We start from the raw sequence: 22,963 nt of genomic DNA on the forward strand, positions 1-22,963 counted from the left end.
CGGGGGAAGGCAGGGATGGGGGCTCTCCAACCAAGCACGATGCGAAACCAGTCCACGCCCAATGCCCGTGCAAACGCACAGGTGCTGCGTCGCGAGATGACCGACTCGGAGCGCAAGCTCTGGGGCGGTCTGCGCGCGGAGCAATTGGGCGTGAAGTTTCGGCGCCAGCATCCGCTGGGCGGCTACATCGCCGACTTCGCGTGCCTTGCGCCGAAGCTGATCGTCGAACTCGACGGCTCCCAGCACCAAGCGCAGCAAGGTTACGACGCGCGACGTGACGCATTTTTCCGCGCGCAGGGTTTCGACGTGCTGCGCTTTGCATCGAACGATCCGTTCACCAATCTTGATGGGGTTCGCCATGCCATAGCCAACCGGCTTGTCGAGTTGACGCCGCAGGCCCCCATCCCAGCCTTCCCCCGGAGGGGGAAGGAGCAAGAAAATCCAGGAGCTTCTTCATGAGCAGCAAACAAGTCCAAGACGCCTACATCGTCTCCGCCACCCGTACCCCCATCGGCAAGTCGCACCGCGGCTACTTCCGCAACTACCGCCCCGACGACCTGCTCGCCACCACCTTGCGCGCCGCGCTCGCCGCCGTGCCCAGCCTCGACCCCAAGGCCATCGAGGACATCATCTGCGGCTGCGCCATTCCCGAATCGCAGCAGGGCCTGAACGTCGCGCGCATCGGCGCGGTGCTGGCCGGCCTGCCGACCAGCGTGGGCGGCATCACCGTCAACCGCTTCTGCGCCTCGGGCCTCTCGGCCGTGCAGATGGCGGCCGACCGCATCCGCGTGGGCGAAGCCGACGTGATGATCGCCGCCGGCGTCGAGAGCATGAGCATGGTGCCCATGATGGGCAACTCGCCTTCGCTGTCGCCCGCCATCTTCGAACGCGAAGGCGACGTGGGCATCGCCTACGGCATGGGCCTCACGGCCGAGAAGGTCGCGCAGCAGTGGAAGGTGAGCCGCGAAGCGCAGGACGCGTTCGCGCTTGCCTCGCACCAGAAGGCACTGGCCGCGCAGAAGGCCGGCAAGTTCTCCGACGAGATCACGCCCATCGAAGTGACCGACCGCACGCCGAACCTGGAGACCGGCGAGTCGGTAGCCAAGACCCGCACCGTGAGCCTCGACGAAGGCGCGCGCCCCGACACCAGCATCGAAGGCCTGGCCAAGCTGCGCACCGTGTTCGCCGCGCGCGGCACCGTGACGGCCGGCAACAGCTCGCAGACCTCGGACGGCGCCGGTGCGCTGATCCTGGCAAGCGAGAAGGCCGTGAAGCAGTACGGCCTCACGCCGCTCGCGCGCTTCGTGAGCTTCGCCAGCAAGGGCGTGCCGCCGCACATCATGGGCATCGGCCCGATCGAGGCGATTCCGGCCGCGCTGCGCTACGCGGGCCTGAAGCACGAGGACATCGACTGGTTCGAGCTCAACGAGGCCTTCGCCGCGCAGTCGCTGGCGGTCATCCGAACGCTGGGGCTCGACCCGTCCAAGGTCAACCCGATGGGCGGCGCCATTGCGCTGGGCCACCCGCTGGGCGCGACCGGTGCTATCCGCTCGGCGACAGTCGTGCACGCGCTGCGTCGCGAGAATCTGAAGTACGGCATGGTCACGATGTGCGTGGGCATGGGCCAGGGCGCTGCGGGCATCTTCGAGCGCGTCTGACAGCCCAGGTCGTTTTGCCGTGCAGCCGTCGCAGGAGACAACACAGATGACAGCGCATCCGTTCGACAAGGCCCTCGCGATTCACCACAGCGACATCCGCGTGGGCCACTTCACGGGCATGACCAGCCCCGACTACTGGAACATGGTCGGGCCCTTCGGCGGCACCACGGCGGCGCTGGTGCTGCAGGCGGTGCTGAAGCACCCGGACCTGCTCGGTGCGCCGATCGCGCTCACGGTCAACTACGCGGCGGCGCTGGAAGCCGGCGCATTCGACATCCAGGCCACGGCCGTGCGCACCAACCGCTCGACGCAGCACTGGACGGTGCAGATCACCCAGGCCGGCCCGAGCGGCGCGCCGAACATGACGACCACCGCCACCGTGATCACCGCGGTGCGCCGCGAGACCTGGGGCGAGAACGACCTGCCGATGCCCGAGGTGCCCCGGCCCGAGGCGGTCGAGCGCATCACCATCGGCCCGTCGGGCGTGGCGTGGATCGGCCATTACGAGATGCGCCCGATCAGCGGCGGCATTCCGGCCCGGTGGGACGGCAGCGGCCACCACAGCGAAAGCCGGCTCTGGCTGCGCGACGCCCAGCCCAGGCCGCTGGACTTCACGTCGCTCGCGGCCATGAGCGACCTGTTCTACCCGCGCGTGTGGCTGCGCCGCGCCAAGCCGGTGCCGGCGGGCACGGTGTCGATCACCACCTACTTCCATGCCAACGCGGCACAGCTGGCCGAGGTCGGCACGGGCTACCTGCTGGGCAGCGCCACGGGGCAGCAGTTCAGCAACGGCTTCTTCGACCAGGCCGCGCAGCTGTGGAGCGAAAGCGGCGCATTGCTCGCCACCTCGAACCAGATCGTCTACTACAAGGAATGACCGCCATGTCGCTGACCAAAGCCGTACTCGTCGTCGGCGCCGGCGACGCCACCGGCGGCGCCATTGCCCGGCGCTTCGCGCGCGAGGGCTATGCCACCTGCGTCACGCGGCGCAGCCTCGACAAGCTGCAGCCGCTGGTGGCGCAGATCGAGGCCGACGGCGGCAGGGCGCACGCCTTCGCCTGCGACGCGCGCAAGGAGGAGGAAGTGGTGGCGCTGGTCGAGCAGATCGAGTCGACCATCGGGCCGATCGAGGTGATGGTGTTCAACATCGGCGCGAACGTGCCGGAGAGCATCCTCACGGAGACTGCGCGCAAGTACTTCAAGGTGTGGGAGATGGCCTGTTTCTCGGGTTTTCTCAACGGCCGCGAAGTGGCCCGGCGCATGGTGGCGCGTGAACTGCCCAAGGGCGGCCACCGCGGCACGATCATCTTCACGGGCGCCACGGCGTCGCTGCGCGGCGCGGCCAACTTCGGCGCGTTCTCTGGCGCCAAGATGGCCCTGCGCGCGCTCGCGCAGTCGATGGCGCGCGAGCTGGGTCCGCAGGGCATCCACGTGGCGCACGTGGTGGTCGACGGCGCCATCGACACCGAGTTCATCCGCAGCAACTTCCCCGAGCGCTATGCGCTGAAGGAAGACGACGGCATCCTGAACCCCGAACACATCGCCGACGCCTACTGGATGCTGCATTCGCAGCCGCGCGATGCGTGGACGCACGAGCTCGACCTGCGGCCCTGGTCCGAGAAGTTCTGAAGACCCCAGGAAGGAGACAACACCCATGACCAGATCCGTCGACTTCTATTTCGACTTCGGCAGCCCCGCCGCCTACCTGGCGGCCACCCAACTGCCCCATGTGTGCGCCGACACCGGCGCCGACCTGGTGTGGAAGCCCATGCTGCTGGGGGGCGTGTTCCAGGCCACGGGCAACCATTCGCCCGCCGAGATCAAGCCCAAGGGCCCGTACATGACCGCCGACCTGCAGCGCTTTGCCAGGCGCTACGGCGTGCCCTACGTGCACAACCCCTTCTTCCCCATCAACACCTTGCTGCTGATGCGCGGCGCCACCGGCATCCAGATGACGGAGCCCGCGCGCTTCGGCGCCTATGTGGATGCCGTCTATCACGCGATGTGGGTCGAGCCTAAGAACCTCAACGACCCCGCCATCGTCGGCGCCGTCTTGCAGAATGCAGGCTTCGACGCCGCCGGCCTGCTTGCGCTGGCCGGTGCGCAGGACACCAAGGACCGCCTCAAGGCCGTCACCCAGGAGGCCGTGGAACGCGGCGTGTTCGGCGCGCCGACCATGTTCGTCGGCACCGAGATGTTCTGGGGCCAGGACCGGCTCGATTTCGTGCGCGAAGCACTGGCAGCCGCCTGACCGCGGCAACGCCCCTTTTTACCCAAGGACCAATCCCATGAGCGACATCCTCGTCCACACCGAAGCCGGTGTGATGACCCTCACCTTCAACCGCCTCGACAAGAAGAACTCGATCACCAGCAGCATGTACGCCGAACTGGCCGACGCGCTGGCCACGGCCGAGGGCGACGCGGCCGTGCGCTGCGTGCTGATCCAGGGCGACCCGACGATCTTCAGCGCCGGCAACGACATCGGCGACTTCCTGAACGCTCCGCCGTCGACGCAGGAGTCGCCCGTGTTCCGCTTCCTGCGCGGCATCGCGACCTTTCCCAAGCCGATCGTCGCGTCCGTGTGCGGCCCGGCCGTGGGCATCGGCACCACGATGCTGTTCCATTGCGACCTGGTCTACGCGGGCGACAACGCAGCCTTCTCGATGCCTTTCGTGAACCTGGGCCTATGCCCCGAGGCCGCGTCCAGCCTGCTGGTGCCGCAGATGCTGGGCTACCACCGCGCGGCCGAGGCGCTGCTGCTGGGCGAACCCTTCATGGCCGAGGCTGCGCTCGAAGTGGGCCTGGTCAACCGTGTGGTGCCGCCGACCGAGGCGAACGCCATTGCGCAAACGCAGGCGCGCAAGCTCGCGGCCAAGCCGCTGAGCGCGCTGATCGAGACCAAGCGCCTGCTGAAGAAGTCGCAGATGCCCGCCGTGCTCGAACGCATGGGCGAGGAGGGCGCGAGCTTCGGGCGCATGCTGCGCGAACCGGCTGCCAAGGAGGCATTCGGTGCGTTCATGGAGAAGCGCAAGCCGGATTTCTCGAAGGTCTGACGCGCGCCGCAGGCTTGTGCGGGCACGCTCAGTTTTCAGAGGAAAAAACACCCGTAACGCGCGTCCAGCCTGCGAATGGTGCTACTGAAAAAGTAGCGTCCGACGCAACGCGGCGGTGCACGTCAGGCTTGCCTGCAGTTACTCGGCCGACTTCTCGATGGGGCGTGGGCGGCCGTTGTCGTCGATGGCCACGTAGGTGAAGGTGGCCTGCGTCACCTTGATGTATTCGCCCTGGGCCCGGAAGCGCTCGGCGAACACCTCCACCGTGACCGTGACCGACGTGCGCCCGATGCGCACCAGCTTCGAATAGAACGACAGGATGTCGCCCAGGCGCACCGGCTGCTTGAAGATGAACTCGTTCACCGCCACCGTGGCCATGCGGCCCTTGGCGTGACGCGCCGGAATCACCGAGCCGGCCAGGTCGCACTGCGCCATGACCCAGCCGCCGAAGATGTCGCCGTTGGCGTTGCAGTCGGCCGGCATCGGGATGACCTTGAGCACCAGCTCCATGTCGGTGGGCAGGCTCTTGAGGGTGGCGGCAGCGGCGGCGCTGGAAGTGTCTGACATGGGCACAATCTGGAACAAACAAGCAACCACGATTGTCCTCCATGCGCCGAAGCGGCGAAGCCCTCCCCCCCTCACACACCGTCTCCGGCCACCCGCCGGAGCGCAGCGACCGTTCCGACTGGGCGACGCTGCGCCGCCTGTTTCCCTACCTCTGGCAGTACAAATGGCGGGTGGCCGCCGCGCTGGCCTTCATGGTGGGCGCCAAGGTGGCCAACGTGGGCGTGCCGGTGTTGTTGAAGAACCTGGTCGACACCATGACGCCCAAGGCGGGTGCGCCCGACCTGGCGCAGGCCCTGCTCATCGTGCCCATCGGCCTGCTGCTGGCCTACGGCCTGCTGCGCTTCTCGACCTCGCTGTTCGGAGAGCTGCGCGAGCTGATCTTCGCCAAGGCCACCGAAGGCACGGCGCGCCAGATTGCGCTGGAGGTGTTCCAGCACCTGCACTCGCTGAGCCTGCGCTTCCACCTGGAGCGCCAGACCGGCGGCATGACGCGCGACATCGAGCGCGGCACGCGCGGCGTGCACTCGCTGATCTCGATGTCGCTCTACAGCATCGTGCCCACCATCATCGAGCTGGTGCTGGTGCTCACCATACTGGGCGTGAAGTTCGACTCCCTGTTCGTCTGGATCACCGGGGCGGCGCTGGTGCTGTACATCGGCTTCACCGTCACGGTGACCGAGTGGCGCACGCAGTTCCGCAAGACCATGAACGAGCTCGACTCGGTGGCGCAGAGCCGCGCGGTCGACTCGCTCATCAACTACGAGACGGTCAAGTACTTCAACAACGAGGCGTTCGAGGCCAAGCGCTACGACGCCAGTCTGGACCGCTACCGCAAGGCCGCCATCAAGAGCCAGCGCACGCTGAGCATGCTCAACACCGGCCAGCAGGCGCTGATTGCCGTGAGCCTGGTGCTGATGCTGTGGCGCGCCACCTCGGGCGTGGTCGAGGGGCGCATGACGCTGGGCGACCTGGTGATGGTCAACGCCTTCATGATCCAGCTCTACATACCGCTGAATTTCCTGGGCGTGATCTACCGCGAGATCAAGCAGAGCCTGACCGACCTGGACAAGATGTTCGTGCTGATGGAGAAAGACCGCGAGGTGCGCGACGCGCCCGGCGCGCAGCCGCTGGCCGGCACGGACTCCACCATCCGCTTCGAGGATGTGAGCTTTGCCTACGAACCCGCGCGCCCCATCCTCAAGCACTTGAGCTTCGAGATCCCGGCCGGCAAGACGGTGGCCGTGGTGGGCCCCTCGGGCTCGGGCAAGTCCACGCTGGCGCGGCTGCTCTACCGCTTCTATGACGTGCAGCAAGGGCGCATCACCATCGGCGGCGAGGACATCCGCGAGGTCACGCAGGCCAGCGTGCGCCGCGCCATCGGCATCGTGCCGCAGGACACGGTGCTGTTCAACGACACGGTCGAATACAACATCGCGTACGGCCGCCCGGGGGCCACGCGCGAGGAGGTGGAGAACGCCGCGCGCGCCGCGCGCATCCACGACTTCATCTCGGCCACGCCCAAGGGCTACGACACCACCGTGGGCGAACGCGGCCTGAAGCTGTCGGGCGGCGAGAAGCAGCGCGTGGCCATTGCGCGCACGCTGCTGAAAGACCCGCCGATCGTGATCTTCGACGAGGCCACCTCGGCGCTGGACTCTGCCAATGAGCGCGCCATCCAGTCGGAGCTCAAGAGCGCCGCGCAGGACAAGACCACGCTGGTCATCGCGCACCGCCTGTCGACGGTGGTCGATGCGCACGAGATCCTGGTGCTCGAGGCCGGGGTGATCGTCGAGCGCGGCACGCATGCCGAGCTGCTCGCCAGGCAGGGACGCTACGCCCAGATGTGGGCGCTGCAAAAAAGCGAAGCAGCCCCGATTCTTTAGGCTCGCCCCCAGGCTCCGCGCACTGCGCACTTCGTGTCGCTTCTCCTACCCCGTGCCGGGGGCAACACCTGAGGCCCGGCAAAGCCGCATCCTCGGTGTTCCACTGCGAGATATCCACGCCATTTTTTTGACATCGATTAGGAGTTCCCACGTGCCGACCAAGATTCCCCTGCTGGTGCTCAACAGCCTGTCGAGCGCCCACCAGGCCCAGATTGCCGAGGTCTACGACCTGACCTATGCCTTCGGCGCCGCCGAGCGCGCGGCCGCCATTGCCGAGCACGGCAAGAAGTTTCGCGCGGTGCTGACCATCGGCGTGATCGGCATCACGCCCGAGGAAATCGCGGCCCTGCCCGCGGTGGAGCTGATCTGCTGCCTGGGCGCGGGCTATGAAGGCGTGCCGCTCGACGTCACGCGTGCGCGCGGCATCGTGACGGCCAACGGCGCCGGCACCAACGACGACTGCGTCGCCGATCACGCCATGGGCATGCTGATCAGCATCGTGCGCGGGTTCCGCAAGCTCGACCGGCTGTGCCGCGAGGGCGTGTGGCGCGAGGCCATCGAGCAGCCGGCGAACGTGTCGGGCAAGAAGCTGGGCATCCTGGGGCTGGGCACCATCGGCCAGAAGATCGCCCGGCGCGCGGCGGCGTTCGACATGGAGATCGGCTATCACAACCGCAAGCCGCGCGAGGGCGCCACGCACCGCTACTTCGACGACCTGAAGTCGCTGGCGGCGTGGGCCGACGTGCTGGTGCTGGTGGCGCCGGGCGGACCGGCGACGAAGCACATGGTCAACGCCGAAGTGCTCGACGCGCTGGGGCCGCAGGGTTACCTGGTGAGCATCGGGCGCGGCAGCGTGGTCGACACCGAGGCGCTGGCCGCGGCGCTGCGCGAAAACCGCATCGCGGGCGCGGGCGTCGACGTGTACGAGAGCGAACCGAAGCGGCCCGAGCCGCTGGTCGGCCTGGACAACGTGCTGCTGACGCCGCACGTGGCCGGCTGGTCGCCCGAGGCGACGCAGCGCTCGGTCGACCATTTCCTGGCGAATGCCGAAGGGCACTTCGCAGGGCGCGGCGTCGTCACGCCCGTCTGAGGTCTTGCGTCTTACCCCGGGAGGGAGGGAGCAAGTCAGGACACCGGGACATTGCAAGGCCGGCCTTGCTCCTTCCCCCTCTGGGGGAAGGCTGGGATGGGGGCGGGCAGAGCGCCCAGTGGATACGCCGCTTGCCCCCACCCCGGCCCTCCCCCGGGAGGGGAGGGAGCAAGCCAGGACATCGGGACATTGCAAGGCCGGTCTTGCTCCTTCCCCCTCTGGGGGAAGGCTGGGATGGGGGCGGGCAGGGCGCCCAKTGGATGYGCCGCKTGCCCCMMCCCCSGCCCTCCCCCGGGAGGGGAGGGAGCAAGTCAGGACACCGCGACATTGCAAGGCCGGTCTTGCTCCTTCCCCCTCTGGGGGAAGGCTGGGATGGGGGCAGGCAGGGCGCCCRKTGGATGYGCCGCKTGCCCCCACCCCGGCCCTCCCCCAGCGGGGGAGGGAGTCAATCCAATGCGGGCGGGCGGTGCGACGCCCATCCGCACGCCTGGTCATACGCATGCCCCAGCCGCAGCACCTCGAGGTCCGCATGAATCGGCCCCGCGAGCTGCAGCCCCATCGGCAGCCCGCCCTCGCCGAACCCGGCGCGCACGTTCAGCGTCGGCAAGCCCGCCAGCGTGAACGGCGTGACGATCTCCATCCAGCGGTGGTAGGTGTCGCTCTTCACCCCGTTCACCTCGTCCGGCCAGTGGAGTTCGGCATCGAACGGGAACACCTGCGCGGTCGGCGCCACCACGAAGTCGAAGCGCTCGAACAGCTTGACAAACGCGCGGTACACGTTCGAGCGGTACAGCGAGGCCTGGTACAGCGAGGCCGCATCCAGGTGGCGGCTCTGTTCGATTTCCCATTGCGCCTCGGGCTTGAGCTGCGCGAACAGCGCGGGGTCGCTCAGGTAGGCGCCCAGCTTGCCGCCCACCAGCAACTGCCGCAGCCGCAGCCACGCGCTCCAGTTGTGCGCACGCGGCACGTCGAGCGTGCAGGGCTCGACCTCGCAGCCGATGGTGCGGAAGGTGTCGAGCGCCTTCTCGCCGAGTTCGCGGATGCCGGGCGCCAGCGGCAGGTCGGGCCAGATGCTGCCGAGCCAGCCGATGCGCAGGCCCTTGCCGTCGCCCTCCAGCCGCAGCGCGTCGGGCGAGGGCAGGGCCTGGGGCGACGACAGCGGCACGCGCGGGTCGAAGCCCGCCTGCACCGCCAGCAACCGCGCCGCGTCTTCCACCGTGCGCGCCATCGGGCCGTCGGTGCCCAGCTGCTGGAAGAACAGCTCGTCGTCAGGGTTGCCGGGCACGCGCCCGCGCGAGGGCCGCATGCCGATCACGTTGTTGAAGGCGGCCGGGTTGCGCAGCGACCCCATCATGTCGCTGCCGTCCGCCACCGGCAGCATGCCCAGGGCCAGCGCCACCGCGGCGCCGCCGCTGCTGCCGCCCGCGCTGCGGTCCGGCGCCCAGGCGTTGCGCGTGATGCCGAACACCGGGTTGTAGGTGTGCGAGCCGAGCCCGAACTCGGGCGTGTTGGTCTTGCCGATGACCACCGCGCCGGACGCGCGGGCGCGCGCCACGTGCAGGCTGTCGGCGCGCGCCGGCGAGCGCGGCGACAGCGGCGAGCCCATCGAGGTGGGCAGGCCGGCGGCATGGCTCAGGTCTTTCACGGCCAGCGGAAAACCGTGCATCCAGCCGCGGCGCTCGCCGCGCGCCAGCTCGGCGTCGCGCGCGCCGGCTTCGGCCAGCAGTTGCGCCGGATCGCGCAGCGACACGATGGCGTTGAAGCGCGGGTTCAGCGCCTCGATGCGGGCCAGCGAGGCCTGCATCACTTCGCGGCAGGACACCTCGCGCGATGCGATGCGGCGGGAAAGTTCGGTCGCCGTGAGGGCGAGCAGGTCGTCGGCAGAAGGCATGGCGAATGCGAAAAAGGAGGGGGCGTTCAGTATGGCGCGGCGCTCGCATAATCGTCACTCATGGAAACAAAGTGGCTAGAAGACTTCATCAGCCTGGCTGAAACCCGCAGCTTCAGCCGCTCGGCCCAGCTCCGGCACGTGACCCAGCCGGCGTTCTCGCGCCGTATCCAGGCGCTCGAGGGCTGGGCCGGCACCGATCTGGTCGACCGCAGCTCCTACCCCACGCGCCTCACGCCGGCGGGCCAGACGCTCTACAGCCAGGCCATCGAGATGCTGCAGTCGCTGCAGAGCACCCGGGCCATGCTGCGCGGCCACTCGGCGGCCGGGCAGGACGTGATCGAGATCGCCGTGCCGCACACGCTGGCATTCACCTTCTTTCCCTCCTGGGTGACCAGCCTGCGCGAGCACTTCGGGCCGATCAAGAGCCGGCTCATCGCGCTCAACGTGCACGACGCCGTGCTGCGCCTGGTGGAGGGCAGCTGCGACCTGCTGATTGCTTATCACCACCCCTCGCAGCCGCTGCAGCTGGACGCCAACAAGTACGAGATGGTCAGCCTGGGGGAGGAAACCGTGGCCCCCTGGGTCAAGGCCGATGCCGACGGCGCGCCGCGCTACCGCTTGCCGGGCCGTCCCGGCCAGCCGCTGCCCTACCTGGGCTACGCGCCGGGCGCCTACCTGGGCCGCGTGGTCGACCAGTTGCTGAAGGAGTCGGGCACCGCCATCCACCTCGACCGGGTCTACGAGACCGACATGGCCGAGGGCCTGAAGGTGATGGCCCTCGAAGGCCACGGCATCGCCTTCCTGCCGCAGAGCGCGGTGCGCAAGGAAATCAAGGCACGCAAGCTGGTGAGCGCGCTGCCCCCGGAGATCGACAGCCTCGAGGCGACGATGGAAATCCGCGCCTACCGGGAGCGCCCCGGCGCCCCGGCGCCGGTGAAGACCGGCACTGGCCGCGGCGCCAAGGCAGCCGCAGGCACCACGGCCACCACGGCCGCCACCGGCCTGCAGCCCAAGCGCACAGCCGACGCGCTGTGGTCGTACCTGGTCGGCACGCAGCCACCGGGCTGACGGCCGACAGCATTGGTGCACTGCACAATCTATGAATGCCATGCATGAAGCACCCCGCATACGGCATTGGCGCCTCGGGCCGGGCACCACTACAGTCGCGGCAGCTTTTTCGCCGCTGTCACAAGCACATCTTCGGCACGCGTTCCACGCGTGCTTTTTTTTAGCCGGGGAACCTGTATGAGCACCAATTTCAGGACCGAACGCGACTTCCTCGGCGAGAAGCAGATTCCTGCGGTCGCCTACTGGGGCGTGCACACGGCGCGGGCGGTCGAGAACTTCGCCATCTCCGGCACCCGCATCTCGGCCATGCCCGACCTGGTGCGGGCGCTGGCCTTCGTGAAGAAGGCCGCCACCCGCGCCAATGCCGACCTGGGCGCCATCGACCGCGACCGCGCCGCGGCCATCATCCTGGCCTGCGAGGACCTCATCGAAGGCAAGCTGCTCAACGAGTTCGTGGTCGACGTCATCCAGGGCGGGGCCGGCACCTCGACCAACATGAACGCCAACGAGGTCATCTGCAACCTCGCGCTGGAAAAGCTGGGCCACGAGAAGGGCCGCTACGACGTGCTGCACCCCAACGACCACGTGAACGCCTCGCAGAGCACCAACGACGTGTACCCCACGGCCGTGCGCCTGGCGCTGTGGTTCGCCATCGGGCGGCTGCTGGAGGCCATGGCGTCGCTGCGTCGCAGCTTCGAGGCCAAGGCGCTCGAATTCAAGGACGTCCTCAAGATCGGCCGCACCCAGCTGCAGGACGCCGTGCCCATGACGCTGGGCCAGGAGTTCCTGACCTACGCGATCATGATCGGCGAGGACGAGGCCCGCCTGGGCGAGGCACGCGCGCTCATCGAGGAAATCAACCTCGGCGCCACCGCCATCGGCACCGGCATCAACGCGCCGCACGGCTACGCCAACCTCGCCTGCCAGTACCTCGCCGAACAGACCGGCGTGCCGCTCAAGCAGGCGGCCAACCTCATCGAGGCCACGCAGGACACGGGCGCCTTCGTGCAGCTGTCGGGCGTGCTGAAACGCGTGGCCACCAAGCTCAGCAAGACCTGCAACGACCTGCGCCTGCTGTCCAGCGGCCCGCAGGCCGGCTTCGGCGAGATCCGGCTGCCGGCGCGCCAGGCGGGTTCGTCGATCATGCCGGGCAAGGTCAACCCCGTGATTCCGGAAGTCATGAACCAGGTGGCCTTCGAGGTCATCGGCAACGACATCACCGTGACCATGGCGTCGGAGGCCGGCCAGCTGCAGCTCAACGCCTTCGAGCCGATCATGGGCTGGAGCCTGTTCAAGAGCATCAAGCACCTGGCCAATGCCTGCGCCACGCTGCAGACGAACTGCGTCGAGGGCATCGAGGCCAACCGAGAGTTCCTGGCCAAGAGGGTGCGCGAGTCGGTCACGCTGGTCACCGCGCTCAACCCGCTCATCGGCTACGAGAAAGCTGCGCTCATCGCCAAGACCGCGCTGGCCACCGGCGGGCCGATCGACCTGGTGGCCGAGTCGCTGGGCATCATGACGCGCGCCGAAATGGAGGCGCTGCTCGTGCCCGAGAACCTCACGCAGCCCGTGCGCCTGTCGGCGGCCCCCGTTCCGCCCGCGGCCGAACCCTCGGGTACCGTGCCCGGGAAAGCGCCCGGAACGGCGTCGGGCACAAAGGCTGCTTAGTGAAAGTCAGACAATGCCAGGAGGCAGGATCGCACCATGCTGACACGCGCATGCGCTTGCATGGTGCAGATTAGGCGTCGACGCACCGGGTTGGTCCGGGTATCACGCAAAATGTGAGTGTCTAGAATTTCGTTGTATCTGTTTACGTCACCCTCAGGAGTTTTACCGTATGAAGAAACAAGTATTGGCATTGGCAATCGCGGCGCTGGCCGCCGGCGGCGCTCTGGCACAAGCCAATGACACCCTCGCCAAGATCAAGGCATCGGGCGTCATCACCGAAGGTGTGCGTGAATCCTCCGGCCTGTCGTACACGTTGGGCAACGGCCAGTACACCGGCTTCCACTACGACGTCTGCGCCAACATCATCAAGGACCTCGAGAAGGCCGCCGGCAAGAAGCTCGAAGTCAAGTACCAGCCCGTGACCTCGCAGAACCGCATTCCGCTGGTTCAGAACGGCACCGTGGACATCGAGTGCGGCTCGACCACCAACAACGCCACCCGCCAGAAGGACGTGGCTTTCGGCGTGACCACCTACGTCGAAGAAACCAAGATCATCGTCAAGGCCAATTCGGGCATCAACTCGCTGGCCGACCTGAAGGACAAGACGGTTGCCACCACCACCGGCACCACGCCGCTGCAGACCGTGCGCAAGCAAAAGCGCGCCGAGAACCTGACTTTCAAGGAGGTCTACGGCAAGGACCACTCCGACAGCTTCCTGCTGCTGGAAACCGGCCGTGCCGACGCCTTCGTGATGGACGGCTCGATCCTGGCTTCCCTGGCCGCCAAGTCCAAGGCCCCCAAGGACTACAAGATCCTGAGCGACGTGCTGGCCGTGGAACCCATCGCCATCATGATCCGCAAGGACGACCCCGCCTTCAAGAAGGCCGTGGACGACAGCATCAAGGCGCAGGCCAAGTCGGGCGAGCTGACCAAGCTGTACGACAAGTGGTTCCTGAAGCCGATTCCCCCGGCCAACGTGACCATCAACCTGCCGCTGGGCGAAGCCACCAAGAACGCTTGGGCCAACCCGAACGACAAGCCGGCTGAAGAGTACGTCACCAAGGAATAAGCGGCGCGTCGCTGCATGAATGACGCCCACCTTTCGCGGTGGGCGTTTCTTTTCAAGGGACAGGTTTTCCAAGAGCTGAAGGAGTGAATGAACATGGGCAACTGGGATTGGCAGGTCTTCCTGCAAGACCCCGGGGGGGACTACCCGACTTACCTGCAATGGATGCTGTCGGCCTGGGGCTGGACGGTGTCGGTTGCGCTGCTGGCGCTGATCGTGGCGCTCGTGCTGGGCTCCCTCGTCGGCATCATCCGCACGCTGCCTGACAACCCATGGCTCGTGCGCCTGGGCAATGCGTGGGTGGAGCTGTTCCGCAACATCCCGTTGCTGGTGCAGATCTTCCTGTGGTACCACGTGATTCCGGCGCTCGTTCCGGTCATGAAGGGCGTTCCGAGCTTCATCCTCGTGGTGCTGGCGCTGGGCTTCTTCACCTCGGCGCGTATCGCGGAGCAGGTGCGCTCGGGCATCCAGGCGCTGCCCAAGGGGCAACGCTACGCGGGCATGGCGGTGGGCTTCACCACGGTGCAGTACTACCGCTACGTGATCCTGCCGATGGCCTACCGCATCATCATCCCGCCGCTCACCAGCGAGACGATGAACATCTTCAAGAATTCGTCGGTCGCGTTCGCCGTGTCGGTCACCGAACTCACCATGTTCGCCATGCAGGCGCAGGAAGAAACCTCGCGCGGCATCGAGGTCTACCTTGCGGTGACGGCGTGCTACGTGGTGTCGGCCCTGATCATCAACCGCTTGATGGCCTTCATCGAGAAGAAGACCCGCGTGCCGGGCTTCATCGTCTCGGCCAGCGCCGGCGGCGGAGGACACTGACATGATGAATCTCGACCTGTCCTTCTACAACTGGGACGTCATCAGCAACTTCGTCGTCAAGGGCTTCTACTTCAGCATCATGCTGACGGTGGTGGCCACGATCGGCGGCGTGATCTTCGGCACCCTGCTGGCGCTCATGCGCCTGTCGGGCAAGAAGTGGCTCGACACCCCGGCCGCCATCTACGTCAACGGGATGCGCAGCATTCCGCTGGTGATGGTGATCCTGTGGTTCTTCCTGCTGGTGCCGGCGTCGTTCTACTCGCTGTTCGGCTCGGTGGGCTCCAACTACCGCTCCGAAATCTCGGCCGTGATCACCTTCGTCGCGTTCGAGGCCGCCTACTTCAGCGAGATCATGCGCGCGGGCATCCAGTCGATCCCGCGCGGCCAGGTGAACGCCGGCCAGGCGGTCGGCATGACCTACGGGCAGAACATGCGCCTGGTGGTGCTGCCGCAGGCCTTCCGCAACATGCTGCCGGTGCTGCTTACGCAGACCATCATCCTGTTCCAGGATACGTCGCTGGTCTACGCCATCGGCGCCTACGACATGCTCAAGGGCTTCGAAACCGCCGGCAAGAACTTCGGCCGTCCCATCGAGGCCTACCTGCTGGCCGCTGTCGTTTACTTTGTCATGTGCTACGCCCTTTCGTGGCTGGTGAAGCGCCTGCACAAGAAAATCGCCATCATTCGCTGACCTGAGTGCTGAACCGGAGAGAAACAAATGTCCGAAAAAATGATTGAAATCAAGAACGTATCGAAGTGGTACGGCCCGGTGCAGGTGCTCAACGATTGTTCGGTGAGCATCTCCAAGGGCGACGTGGTGGTGGTGTGCGGGCCTTCGGGCTCGGGCAAGTCCACCCTCATCAAGACCGTGAATGCGCTCGAGCCCTTCCAGAAGGGCGAGATCACCGTCAACGGCATTCCGCTGCACGACCCCAAGACCAACCTGCCCAAGCTGCGCTCCAAGGTCGGCATGGTGTTCCAGCACTTCGAGCTGTTCCCGCACCTGTCGGTGACCGAGAACCTCACGATCGCGCAGATCAAGGTGCTGGGCCGCACGCCCGACGAAGCCAAGACCCGCGGGCTGAAGATGCTCGACCGCGTGGGCCTGATGGCACACAAGGACAAGTTCCCCGGCCAGCTCTCGGGCGGCCAGCAGCAGCGCGTGGCCATTGCGCGCGCGCTGTCGATGGACCCGATCGTGATGCTGTTCGACGAACCCACTTCGGCGCTCGACCCCGAAATGGTCGGCGAAGTGCTCGACGTGATGGTGGCCCTGGCCAAGGAAGGCATGACCATGATGGTGGTCACGCACGAAATGGCCTTCGCCCGCAAGGTGGCCAGCCGCGTGATCTTCATCGACGTGGGCGGCAAGATCCTGGAAGACTGCCCGAAGGACGAGTTCTTCAGCCACCCCGAGAACCGCCAGCCGCGCACCAAGGACTTCCTCAACAAGATCCTGCAGCACTGATTTCGCTGCGGCACACAAAACAAAGCCACGCTGTTCGCAGCGTGGCTTTTTTCATGGGCGCTCGCCGGTGTTCAGGGAAGCCGCGCGATGTGTTCCGTCAGCAGGTCGAAGAAGCCCTGCGCGTCGCCGTCGACGATCCAGTTCACGTTGGGCGCGCGATGCAGGCTGCCGTACCAGTCGGCCACCGTCTGCCCGAAGCCCATGCCCTCGCGGCTGTCGATCTCCACATGGATGCGCTTGCCGCGGAACAGCGAGGGCTGCAGCAGGTAGGCCGTGACGGTGGCGTCGTGCACCGGGCCGCCGGGCATGTCGTAGTGCTTCATCTCCTGGGGCGCATAGGCGTCGAGGATGTCCGCAACGATGGCGCCGGCCCGGTTGCCCAGGCCGCGCAGGCGCGCGATGCGTTCGTCGCTCGTGAGGATCTTGTGCGTCACGTCCAGCGGCAGCATGGTGATGGGCACGCCGCTTTGCAGCACGGCCTCGGCCGCGTGCGGGTCGGCGAACACGTTGAACTCGGCCACGGGCGAGATGTTGCCGCCGTTGAAATGCGCACCCGCCATCAGCACCAACTCGCGCAGGCCGCGCACGATGTCGGGCGCCTGTTCGAGCGCAAGAGCGAGGTTGGTCTGCGGGCCGAGCATGGCGAGCGTCACGCTCTTCTCGGGTGCCGCGCGCAGCGTGCGAACCAGGTAGTCGACCGCGTGGCCCTCGGCCAGCGGCGCGGCGGGCTCGTACACGTCGACCCCCGTGAGGCCTTCCTTGCCGTGGATGTTGGCCGCGTAGATCGGCGTGCGCCGCAGGGGTCGCTCGGCGCCCGCGTACACCGGAATCTCCGGCCGCCCGGCCCATTCGCAAGCCAGGCGCGCGTTGCGCGAGGTCTTGGCCAGCGGCACGTTGCCGGCCACCGTCGTCAGCGCCTGGATCTTCAGCGCGTGCGGCGCCGCCATCGCGAAGAGCAGCGCGATCACGTCGTCAGCACCGGGATCGGTGTCGATGACGAGGGTGTGCGGGGCGGTGTCGACGGACGGGTTCGATGGCATGGCGGGCTCCTTGGCGGGCAAGTCTGCCAGAGCCCGCGCGATCGTCAGTGCCCGCCCCGCAGCCGCTGCGCGAAGAACGCCAGGATCTCGTCGCGCGCCGCCAGCGTCGGCTGGCCGGCTTCGTCGATCAGGTGCGCCGTCACCACGCTGTGCGGGCTGGCCACCAGCTTCGCGAAGAAGGGCGGCGTGTCGGGGTTGGCGGCGCTGTCGGGCAGCACGCGCGCGACGAAGCGCTCGCCCAGCGCCTGCGAGAACGCCGCGAAGCGCTCCGCCTTGCAGAACCTGTCGCCGTCGAAGCGATAGGCCATCACCGTGAGGTCTTCGCGCGCCAGGCGCTGCCGCACGGCGGCCAGTTCGTCGGCGGCCACGTTCATTCCTGCCGGGTCGTCCAGCGGCAGCGAAGGCTGGCACACCACCGGTGCGAGCATGGCGGGCTCCATCATCATCGAGAGCGCGAAGTTGCCGGTGAAGCACATACCGATCGCGCCCACGCCCGGGCCGCCGCACTCTTCGTGCGCCAGCCGCGCGAGTGCGCGCAGCCATTGCGTGACGGGGCTCGAAGCGTTCGACGCGAAGGCGCGGAACTCGGCGCTCACGCAGGCGCGCTTGAACACGGCGGTGCCTTCCTCTGCCTGCGGCACCGCGCCGTCGCGGCCGAACAGCGAGGGCATGTAGACCGTGAAGCCCGCGTCGCGCACCCAGCGGGCGAAGCGCGCCACGTGCGGGCTGATGCCGGGCATCTCGGTCATCACGATCACGGCGGGGCCCCGGCCGGTGAGGTAGACCTTCTTCTCGATGCCGTCCAGGGTGATGGGGCGCGAGGCGAAGTCGTCGAGCGGATCGTCTTCGTTCAGGTTGCGGGTCGGTGCCATGGGTTTTTTCCTGGTGTTCATGCGGCGTGTGCCGGGTGGACCAGATGCTGCAGGTGCGCATACCCCGCGGCGCGCGCGAAGTCGGGCAGCCGCCAGACGCCGCCGCCCACGCCCCAGGCGCCGTCAGCCACCTCGTGGATGACCACCGAGGTGGCGAGGCGGCGCCCGTCGTCAGAAGGCAACGCCTCCTCGAACGCGGCGTGCATGCCCGACACGAACGCGGCGCGCGCTGCATCGTCGAGCACGCCGGCCGGCACGCAGGCCAGCGCCGTGCATGGCAGCAGTTGCGCACTCACGTCGGCGCCGCCGCAGGTCCACGCACCGGCCGCGAGCTCGTCGACCAGCACCCAGCACAGGCGCCGCGCGCGCGGCTCGTCGGGCATCTGTTCGGCTGCTGCAGCGGCTTCATTGATCTTGCGGACCAGGGCGCCACGGCTTTCGCCGGGAAACGAGCCATGGGGAATCTTCACGAGGATGGTGGGCATGCGGGGCCTGAAGGAAGCGGATGGAGCTTGTATTGGGCCGTTCGCACAGCCAGAATGGCAGTGTCCGATCCGACTGCTTTCGGGCCTTATCCGCCAAGCACTTTTGCATGCACGATTTCACTGTCCTGGTGCTGCCCGGCGCCTTCAACTCCAGCGTGGCGATCACGCTCGACATCCTGGGCGCCGCGCAGGCCGTGGCCGCGCGTGCCGGCGTGGCGCCTCCGCGCTGGCGCGTGTGCTCGGTGCAGGGTGGCCCTGCGCGGCTGCAGGCCGGCATGAGCCTGGACACCGCGCGCCTGCCCGCGAGGCCGCGTGACGATCGTTCGACATGGGTGGTGCCAGGGCTCGGCCTGAACACGCCGGGTGAGATTCGCCAGTGCCTGGAGAGCCACGATGCCGCCCAGGCCGTCAAAGGCCTCGTGCGCCACGTGAAGGCGGGCGGACAGGTCGCCGCATCGTGCTCCGCGGTGTTCCTGCTGAACGCCGCAGGGCTGCTCGAAGGCCGCCGCGCCACCACCTCATGGTGGTACGCGCCCTTGCTCGCGCGCATGTCGCCCGGCTGCACGGTCGACGCCAACCGCATGGTCTGCGCCGACGGCCCCGTGGTCACCGCGGGCGCCGCATTCGCGCAGACCGACCTCATGCTGCACCTGCTGCGCGAGCGCTGCGGCAGTGCGCTGACCGACCTGGTCTCGCGCACGCTGCTGATCGACGGGCGCCAGGCGCAGGCGCCGTTCATCGCGGCGGAGTTGCTGGCCAACGGCAACGACCTGGTGGCGCGGCTCGCCGCAAGGGTGGAATCGGCCCTGCCGGATGCGCCCGCCGTGAGCGTGCTGGCGAGCGAGTTCTGCATGTCGACACGCACGCTGGCGCGCCACATCCAGAAGGCCACCGGCAAGAGCACGCAGGCCCTGGTGCAGGGCGTGCGGCTGCGGCGCGCCCGCGCGCTGCTCGAAGGCAGCCGCATGACGGTGGAGCAGGTGGCCTGCGCCGTGGGTTACCAGGACGCCACCGCGCTCAGGCGCCTGATGAAGAAAGTGGCGGGCGCAAACCCGAGCCGCTACCGCGAAGGCGGCTACGCCGCCTGACACGCCCGCAAGGAAACCCGCTTATTTCTTGCGCGCCGCGATCGCCTGCTCGGCCTTGGCCACCAGGTCGGCGCCCACGGTCGACTTCCACTTGTCGTACACCGGCCGCGTGGCCTTCACGAACGCGTCGCGCTCGGCCGGCGTGAGGCTGGTCACCGTCACGCCCATGCCGGCGATGTCCTTCAGCACGGGCTTGTCGGCTTCCACCAGGCCCTTGCGCGCGATGACGATTTCTTCCTTGCCCGCATCGATGGCGGCCTGGCGCACGATGGCCTGGTCGGCCGGCGTCCACGAGGCCCAGATTTCCTTGTTGACCACGAACACCAGCGGGTCGGCCACGTAGCCCCAGGTGGTGACGAACTTCTGGCCCACGGTCTGCATCTTCAGCACCGTGAACAGGAACAGCGGGTTCTCCTGGCCGTCGACCGCGCCGCTGGCGAGCGCGGGCTGTGCGTCGGCCCAGCTCATCTGCGTGGGGTTGGCGCCCAGCGCAGTGAACATGTCGGAGTAGATGGGCGAGCCCACCACGCGGATCTTCATGCCCTTGATGTCGGCCGGCGACCTGATGGGCTTCTTCGAGTTGGTGATTTCGCGAAAGCCGTTCTCACCCCAGGCGAGCGGCACCACGCCGGCCTTCTCCAGCGTCTTGAACATGTCCTTGCCGACCTCGCCCTGCGTGAGCGCGTCGATGGCCGCGTAGTCGGGCATCAGGAAGGGCATGGAGAACAGGTTGAGCTGCTTGACCTGCGGCGACCAGTTGATGGTCGAGCCCACCGCCATGTCGATCACGCCCTGGCGCAGCGCGCTGAACTCGCGCGTCTGGTCGCCCTGGATCAGCGACACGCCGGGGTACAGCTTGATGTTGATGCGCCCCTGGGTGCGCTCCTTCACCATGTCGGCCCAGATCTTCCCGGCCTGGCCCCAGGGCGTGGGCGGGCCGAGCACCAGCGACATCTTGTATTCGGGCTTGTAGGCGGCCTGCGCTATGGCGCCGGTCGAGAACATGCCAAGGGCGGTGGCTGCGGCGGCAAGGCCGAGCAGGGTGCGGCGGAATTTCATGAAAGGTCTCCTTATTGTGTTGAACTGAACCGGGGCACTGAAATCTTTGGCCGGGGCTGTCGACCACGCGTCAATAGCCCAGCTTCCTCGGCAGCCACAAGGCCAGCTCGGGGAAGATGATGACCAGCACCATCACCACGAACATCGAGAACAGCATCCAGCCGACCCAGCGCACGGTTTCTTCCATGCGCACCTTGGCGATGCGGCACGACACCATCAGGTTCACCGCCAGCGGCGGCGTGAACTGGCCCAGCGCCACCTTCAGCGTGAGGATCACGCCGAACCACACCGGGTCCCACTTGTAGTACTGCACGATCGGCAGCAGCAGCGGCACGAAGATCAGGAAGATCGACACGCCGTCCAGAAACATGCCCACGGTGATCAGCAGCAGGATCAGCAGCGACAGGATGCCGTACTCGCCCAGCCCCGAGTTCACGATGGCGCGCGTCACCGGGTCGATGATGCCCAGCGTCGACAGCGAGTACGCAAAGATGCCCGCCAGCGACACCACCAGCAGGATCACCGCCGACAGCTCGCCCGACTCCCGCAAGATGACGAACAGGTCGCGCACCTTGATCGTGCGGTGGATGCACATGCCCACGAACAGGCCGTAGAACACCGCCACCACCGCGGCTTCGGTCGGCGTGAACCAACCCGCGCGCATGCCGCCCAAGATCAGCACCGGCGCGGCCAGCCCCCAGGTCGCTTCGCGAAAGCTCTTCCAGAACGGCGGGCGCGGCAGCGTCGATTCGAGCGCGCCCATCTTGTGCTTGCGGGCCAGCAGCACGGCCGGAATCATCAGCGCCAGTCCGGCCATCACGCCGGGAATCATGCCGGCCGCGAACAGCGCCGGCACCGAGGCGCCGGGCACCAGCACCGAGTACACGATGAACGCGACCGATGGCGGAATCAGGATGTCGGTGGCCGCCGCGGCGCCCACCACGCTGGCCGAGAAGGCGGCCGGGTAGCCCGCGCGCGACATGGCCGCGATCATCACCGCGCCCACGGCCGCCGCGTTGGCCGGGCCCGAGCCCGAGATGCCGCCCAGGAACATTGCCACCGCGATTGCCACCAGCGGGAGCATGCCGGGGCCGCGGCCCACGATGGCAATCGCGAAGTTGACCAGCCGCAGCGCCACGCCCGAGCGGTCGAAGATGGAGCCGACCAGCACGAACATCGGAATGGCCAGCAGCGGGTATTTGCCCAGGCCCGCATAGAAGTTCTGCGGCACGGCCAGGAGGCCGAACCACTGGGCGTCGCCGTTGGCCAGCGCGATGCAGGCGGCGCCCGCCAGGCCCAGCGCGGCGCCGATGGGCACGCCCACCAGCATCATCGCGACGAAGGCGACAAAGAGCAGCGTGGCGATCACTTGGCGTCGCCCTTGCTGTCGGAGGCGTAGTTGGTCTTGCGGCCGCGGCGCACCATGAGACCCACGGCGCGCAGCGCGATCGCATACGACACGATCGGCAGCCACATGGAGTACCACCAGGCCGGCAGCCCGATGCCCGGCGTGGTCTCCTCGAAGCGGTAGTCGTCCCACACCATGCGGATGCTGAGCGTGCCGATGAGCGTGAACAGAATGGCGATCATCAGCGCGCCGAACTGCGCGAGCCGCTTGCGCCGCGCCATGGAGCCGCTCTCCGAGAAGTACTCGATGCGAATGTGCCGGTCGCGCGCCACCGCCGCCGAGCCGGCCACCAGCGCCAGCATGATCATGAGGAACACCGAGAACTCTTCGGTCCACGCGAACGACGAATCGGTGAAGTAGCGCACCAGCACGTTGGCGAAGGTGATGAGCGCCAGCGCGCCCATGATGAGGACGGTGAGCCAGTCTTCGATGGCAAGGGGAACCTTGGTCGGTTCGTCGGCGGCTTCGATGTCGGGGGGGAGGGGGCTGGCGGCGTCCAGCGTGGGGCCGGACTCGGGTGGTGTTGTCATCGCAGAAGGTCAGTGAGGCAAGAACGCCATGTCACCGGGCGGACGCCGGGACGCGTTCCGTACACCTCGACAGGGAAACAGCCGTCGATGCTAGGGGGTCGATGACCACTGATGCATCGGGGGTTTCCTTAGCTGGTTGGCTCTTTTCACGGCGGCTTTCGGGGCGTGTGCACAGGCCGCCGGGTACTCCCCTCCGCGAATGTCCCCCGGCCTGCGGCCTCCTCCTTTATTTCGCTGCGGG

23 protein-coding genes are annotated in these 22,963 nt (G+C 67.5%); 15 read left to right on the top strand and 8 right to left on the bottom strand.

Going from position 1 to position 22,963, the window contains the following annotated elements:
- Positions 1-39: 39 nt before the first annotated feature.
- The 6 genes from AC1DJH_RS26530 to AC1DJH_RS26555 are packed head-to-tail and all read left to right on the top strand — an operon-like array spanning position 40 to position 4,711.
- Positions 40-459 (top strand): endonuclease domain-containing protein, encoded by a 420-nt coding sequence (locus tag AC1DJH_RS26530; protein ID WP_472120706.1) that lies wholly within the window; start codon positions 40-42, stop codon positions 457-459.
- Positions 456-1,658 carry an acetyl-CoA C-acyltransferase gene (locus AC1DJH_RS26535; protein ID WP_478187760.1) on the top strand — a complete coding sequence of 401 codons (1,203 nt, stop codon included), beginning with the start codon at positions 456-458 and terminating at the stop codon, positions 1,656-1,658. The genes AC1DJH_RS26530 and AC1DJH_RS26535 overlap by 4 nt, the downstream gene beginning before the upstream one ends.
- A 46-nt stretch (positions 1,659-1,704) precedes the next feature.
- Positions 1,705-2,535, top strand: a complete 831-nt coding sequence (locus tag AC1DJH_RS26540; protein WP_478187761.1) for an acyl-CoA thioesterase — start codon at positions 1,705-1,707, stop codon at positions 2,533-2,535.
- A gap of 5 nt (positions 2,536-2,540) precedes the next feature.
- Positions 2,541-3,287 (top strand): SDR family oxidoreductase, encoded by a 747-nt coding sequence (locus tag AC1DJH_RS26545; protein WP_478187762.1) that lies wholly within the window; start codon positions 2,541-2,543, stop codon positions 3,285-3,287.
- 25 nt (positions 3,288-3,312) lie between these two features.
- Positions 3,313-3,909, top strand: a complete 597-nt coding sequence (locus AC1DJH_RS26550; protein WP_472120713.1) for a 2-hydroxychromene-2-carboxylate isomerase — start codon at positions 3,313-3,315, stop codon at positions 3,907-3,909.
- Positions 3,910-3,946: 37 nt separating this feature from the next.
- Complete coding sequence (locus tag AC1DJH_RS26555) at positions 3,947-4,711, top strand: enoyl-CoA hydratase (protein WP_435486327.1); 765 nt, start codon at positions 3,947-3,949, stop codon at positions 4,709-4,711.
- A gap of 138 nt (positions 4,712-4,849) precedes the next feature.
- On the opposite strand, the gene AC1DJH_RS26560 is transcribed toward AC1DJH_RS26555, so the two are convergent.
- Positions 4,850-5,278 carry an acyl-CoA thioesterase gene (locus AC1DJH_RS26560; RefSeq protein WP_478187763.1) on the bottom strand — a complete coding sequence of 143 codons (429 nt, stop codon included), beginning with the start codon at positions 5,276-5,278 and terminating at the stop codon, positions 4,850-4,852.
- A gap of 41 nt (positions 5,279-5,319) precedes the next feature.
- On the opposite strand from AC1DJH_RS26560, the gene AC1DJH_RS26565 reads away from it, so the two are divergent.
- On the top strand, positions 5,320-7,161 hold the full coding sequence (locus AC1DJH_RS26565) for an ABCB family ABC transporter ATP-binding protein/permease (RefSeq protein ID WP_478187764.1): 1,842 nt from the start codon (positions 5,320-5,322) through the stop codon (positions 7,159-7,161).
- A 151-nt stretch (positions 7,162-7,312) separates the two neighbouring features.
- A complete protein-coding gene (locus AC1DJH_RS26570; protein WP_478187765.1) occupies positions 7,313-8,251 on the top strand; it encodes a 2-hydroxyacid dehydrogenase in 939 nt (312 codons plus the stop codon).
- 445 nt (positions 8,252-8,696) lie between these two features.
- Here AC1DJH_RS26570 and AC1DJH_RS26575 read toward each other — a convergent pair whose 3' ends face one another.
- Complete coding sequence (locus tag AC1DJH_RS26575; RefSeq protein ID WP_478187766.1) at positions 8,697-10,142, bottom strand: amidase; 1,446 nt, start codon at positions 10,140-10,142, stop codon at positions 8,697-8,699.
- 60 nt (positions 10,143-10,202) lie between these two features.
- Here AC1DJH_RS26575 and AC1DJH_RS26580 point away from each other — a divergent pair, with 60 nt between their 5' ends.
- From AC1DJH_RS26580 to AC1DJH_RS26605, 6 genes are all read left to right on the top strand, one after another.
- Positions 10,203-11,210, top strand: coding sequence for a LysR substrate-binding domain-containing protein (locus AC1DJH_RS26580; protein ID WP_435437958.1), 1,008 nt, complete (start codon positions 10,203-10,205; stop codon positions 11,208-11,210).
- Between the two features lie 177 nt (positions 11,211-11,387).
- Positions 11,388-12,878 (top strand): aspartate ammonia-lyase, encoded by a 1,491-nt coding sequence (locus AC1DJH_RS26585; RefSeq protein WP_478187767.1) that lies wholly within the window; start codon positions 11,388-11,390, stop codon positions 12,876-12,878.
- Between the two features lie 169 nt (positions 12,879-13,047).
- The gene (locus tag AC1DJH_RS26590; RefSeq protein WP_478187768.1) at positions 13,048-13,947 is read left to right on the top strand and encodes an amino acid ABC transporter substrate-binding protein; all 900 of its coding nucleotides are present in this window, start codon (positions 13,048-13,050) and stop codon (positions 13,945-13,947) included.
- A gap of 93 nt (positions 13,948-14,040) precedes the next feature.
- Positions 14,041-14,772, top strand: a complete 732-nt coding sequence (locus AC1DJH_RS26595; RefSeq protein ID WP_472125554.1) for an amino acid ABC transporter permease — start codon at positions 14,041-14,043, stop codon at positions 14,770-14,772.
- Position 14,773: 1 nt separating this feature from the next.
- Positions 14,774-15,463 carry an amino acid ABC transporter permease gene (locus AC1DJH_RS26600; protein ID WP_435486318.1) on the top strand — a complete coding sequence of 230 codons (690 nt, stop codon included), beginning with the start codon at positions 14,774-14,776 and terminating at the stop codon, positions 15,461-15,463.
- A 39-nt stretch (positions 15,464-15,502) separates the two neighbouring features.
- Positions 15,503-16,240, top strand: a complete 738-nt coding sequence (locus AC1DJH_RS26605; RefSeq protein ID WP_435486461.1) for an amino acid ABC transporter ATP-binding protein — start codon at positions 15,503-15,505, stop codon at positions 16,238-16,240.
- A gap of 71 nt (positions 16,241-16,311) precedes the next feature.
- Here AC1DJH_RS26605 and AC1DJH_RS26610 read toward each other — a convergent pair whose 3' ends face one another.
- From AC1DJH_RS26610 to AC1DJH_RS26620, 3 genes are read right to left on the bottom strand one after another with little or no spacing between them, the layout of a single operon-like run.
- Complete coding sequence (locus tag AC1DJH_RS26610; RefSeq protein ID WP_478187769.1) at positions 16,312-17,280, bottom strand: nucleoside hydrolase; 969 nt, start codon at positions 17,278-17,280, stop codon at positions 16,312-16,314.
- A 44-nt stretch (positions 17,281-17,324) separates the two neighbouring features.
- Entirely contained in the window at positions 17,325-18,152 is an 828-nt protein-coding gene (locus tag AC1DJH_RS26615; protein ID WP_478187770.1) for a dienelactone hydrolase family protein, read from the bottom strand.
- Positions 18,153-18,169: 17 nt separating this feature from the next.
- Positions 18,170-18,637 (bottom strand): tautomerase, encoded by a 468-nt coding sequence (locus AC1DJH_RS26620; protein ID WP_478187771.1) that lies wholly within the window; start codon positions 18,635-18,637, stop codon positions 18,170-18,172.
- A gap of 107 nt (positions 18,638-18,744) precedes the next feature.
- Between AC1DJH_RS26620 and AC1DJH_RS26625 the strand changes: the two genes are divergently transcribed.
- Positions 18,745-19,725, top strand: a complete 981-nt coding sequence (locus tag AC1DJH_RS26625) for a GlxA family transcriptional regulator (protein ID WP_478187772.1) — start codon at positions 18,745-18,747, stop codon at positions 19,723-19,725.
- A 21-nt stretch (positions 19,726-19,746) separates the two neighbouring features.
- On the opposite strand, the gene AC1DJH_RS26630 is transcribed toward AC1DJH_RS26625, so the two are convergent.
- The 3 genes from AC1DJH_RS26630 to AC1DJH_RS26640 all read right to left on the bottom strand — a co-directional run bounded on the left by AC1DJH_RS26630 (position 19,747) and on the right by AC1DJH_RS26640 (position 22,722).
- A complete protein-coding gene (locus AC1DJH_RS26630) occupies positions 19,747-20,784 on the bottom strand; it encodes a DctP family TRAP transporter solute-binding subunit (RefSeq protein WP_478187773.1) in 1,038 nt (345 codons plus the stop codon).
- Positions 20,785-20,854: 70 nt separating this feature from the next.
- Positions 20,855-22,153 carry a TRAP transporter large permease gene (locus AC1DJH_RS26635; RefSeq protein ID WP_472125540.1) on the bottom strand — a complete coding sequence of 433 codons (1,299 nt, stop codon included), beginning with the start codon at positions 22,151-22,153 and terminating at the stop codon, positions 20,855-20,857.
- Positions 22,150-22,722 carry a TRAP transporter small permease gene (locus tag AC1DJH_RS26640; protein ID WP_435437966.1) on the bottom strand — a complete coding sequence of 191 codons (573 nt, stop codon included), beginning with the start codon at positions 22,720-22,722 and terminating at the stop codon, positions 22,150-22,152. Before AC1DJH_RS26640 ends, AC1DJH_RS26635 begins: the two co-directional genes overlap by 4 nt.
- Positions 22,723-22,963 lie beyond the last annotated feature (241 nt).

The organism is Variovorax sp. 10N412 (assembly GCF_056394985.1).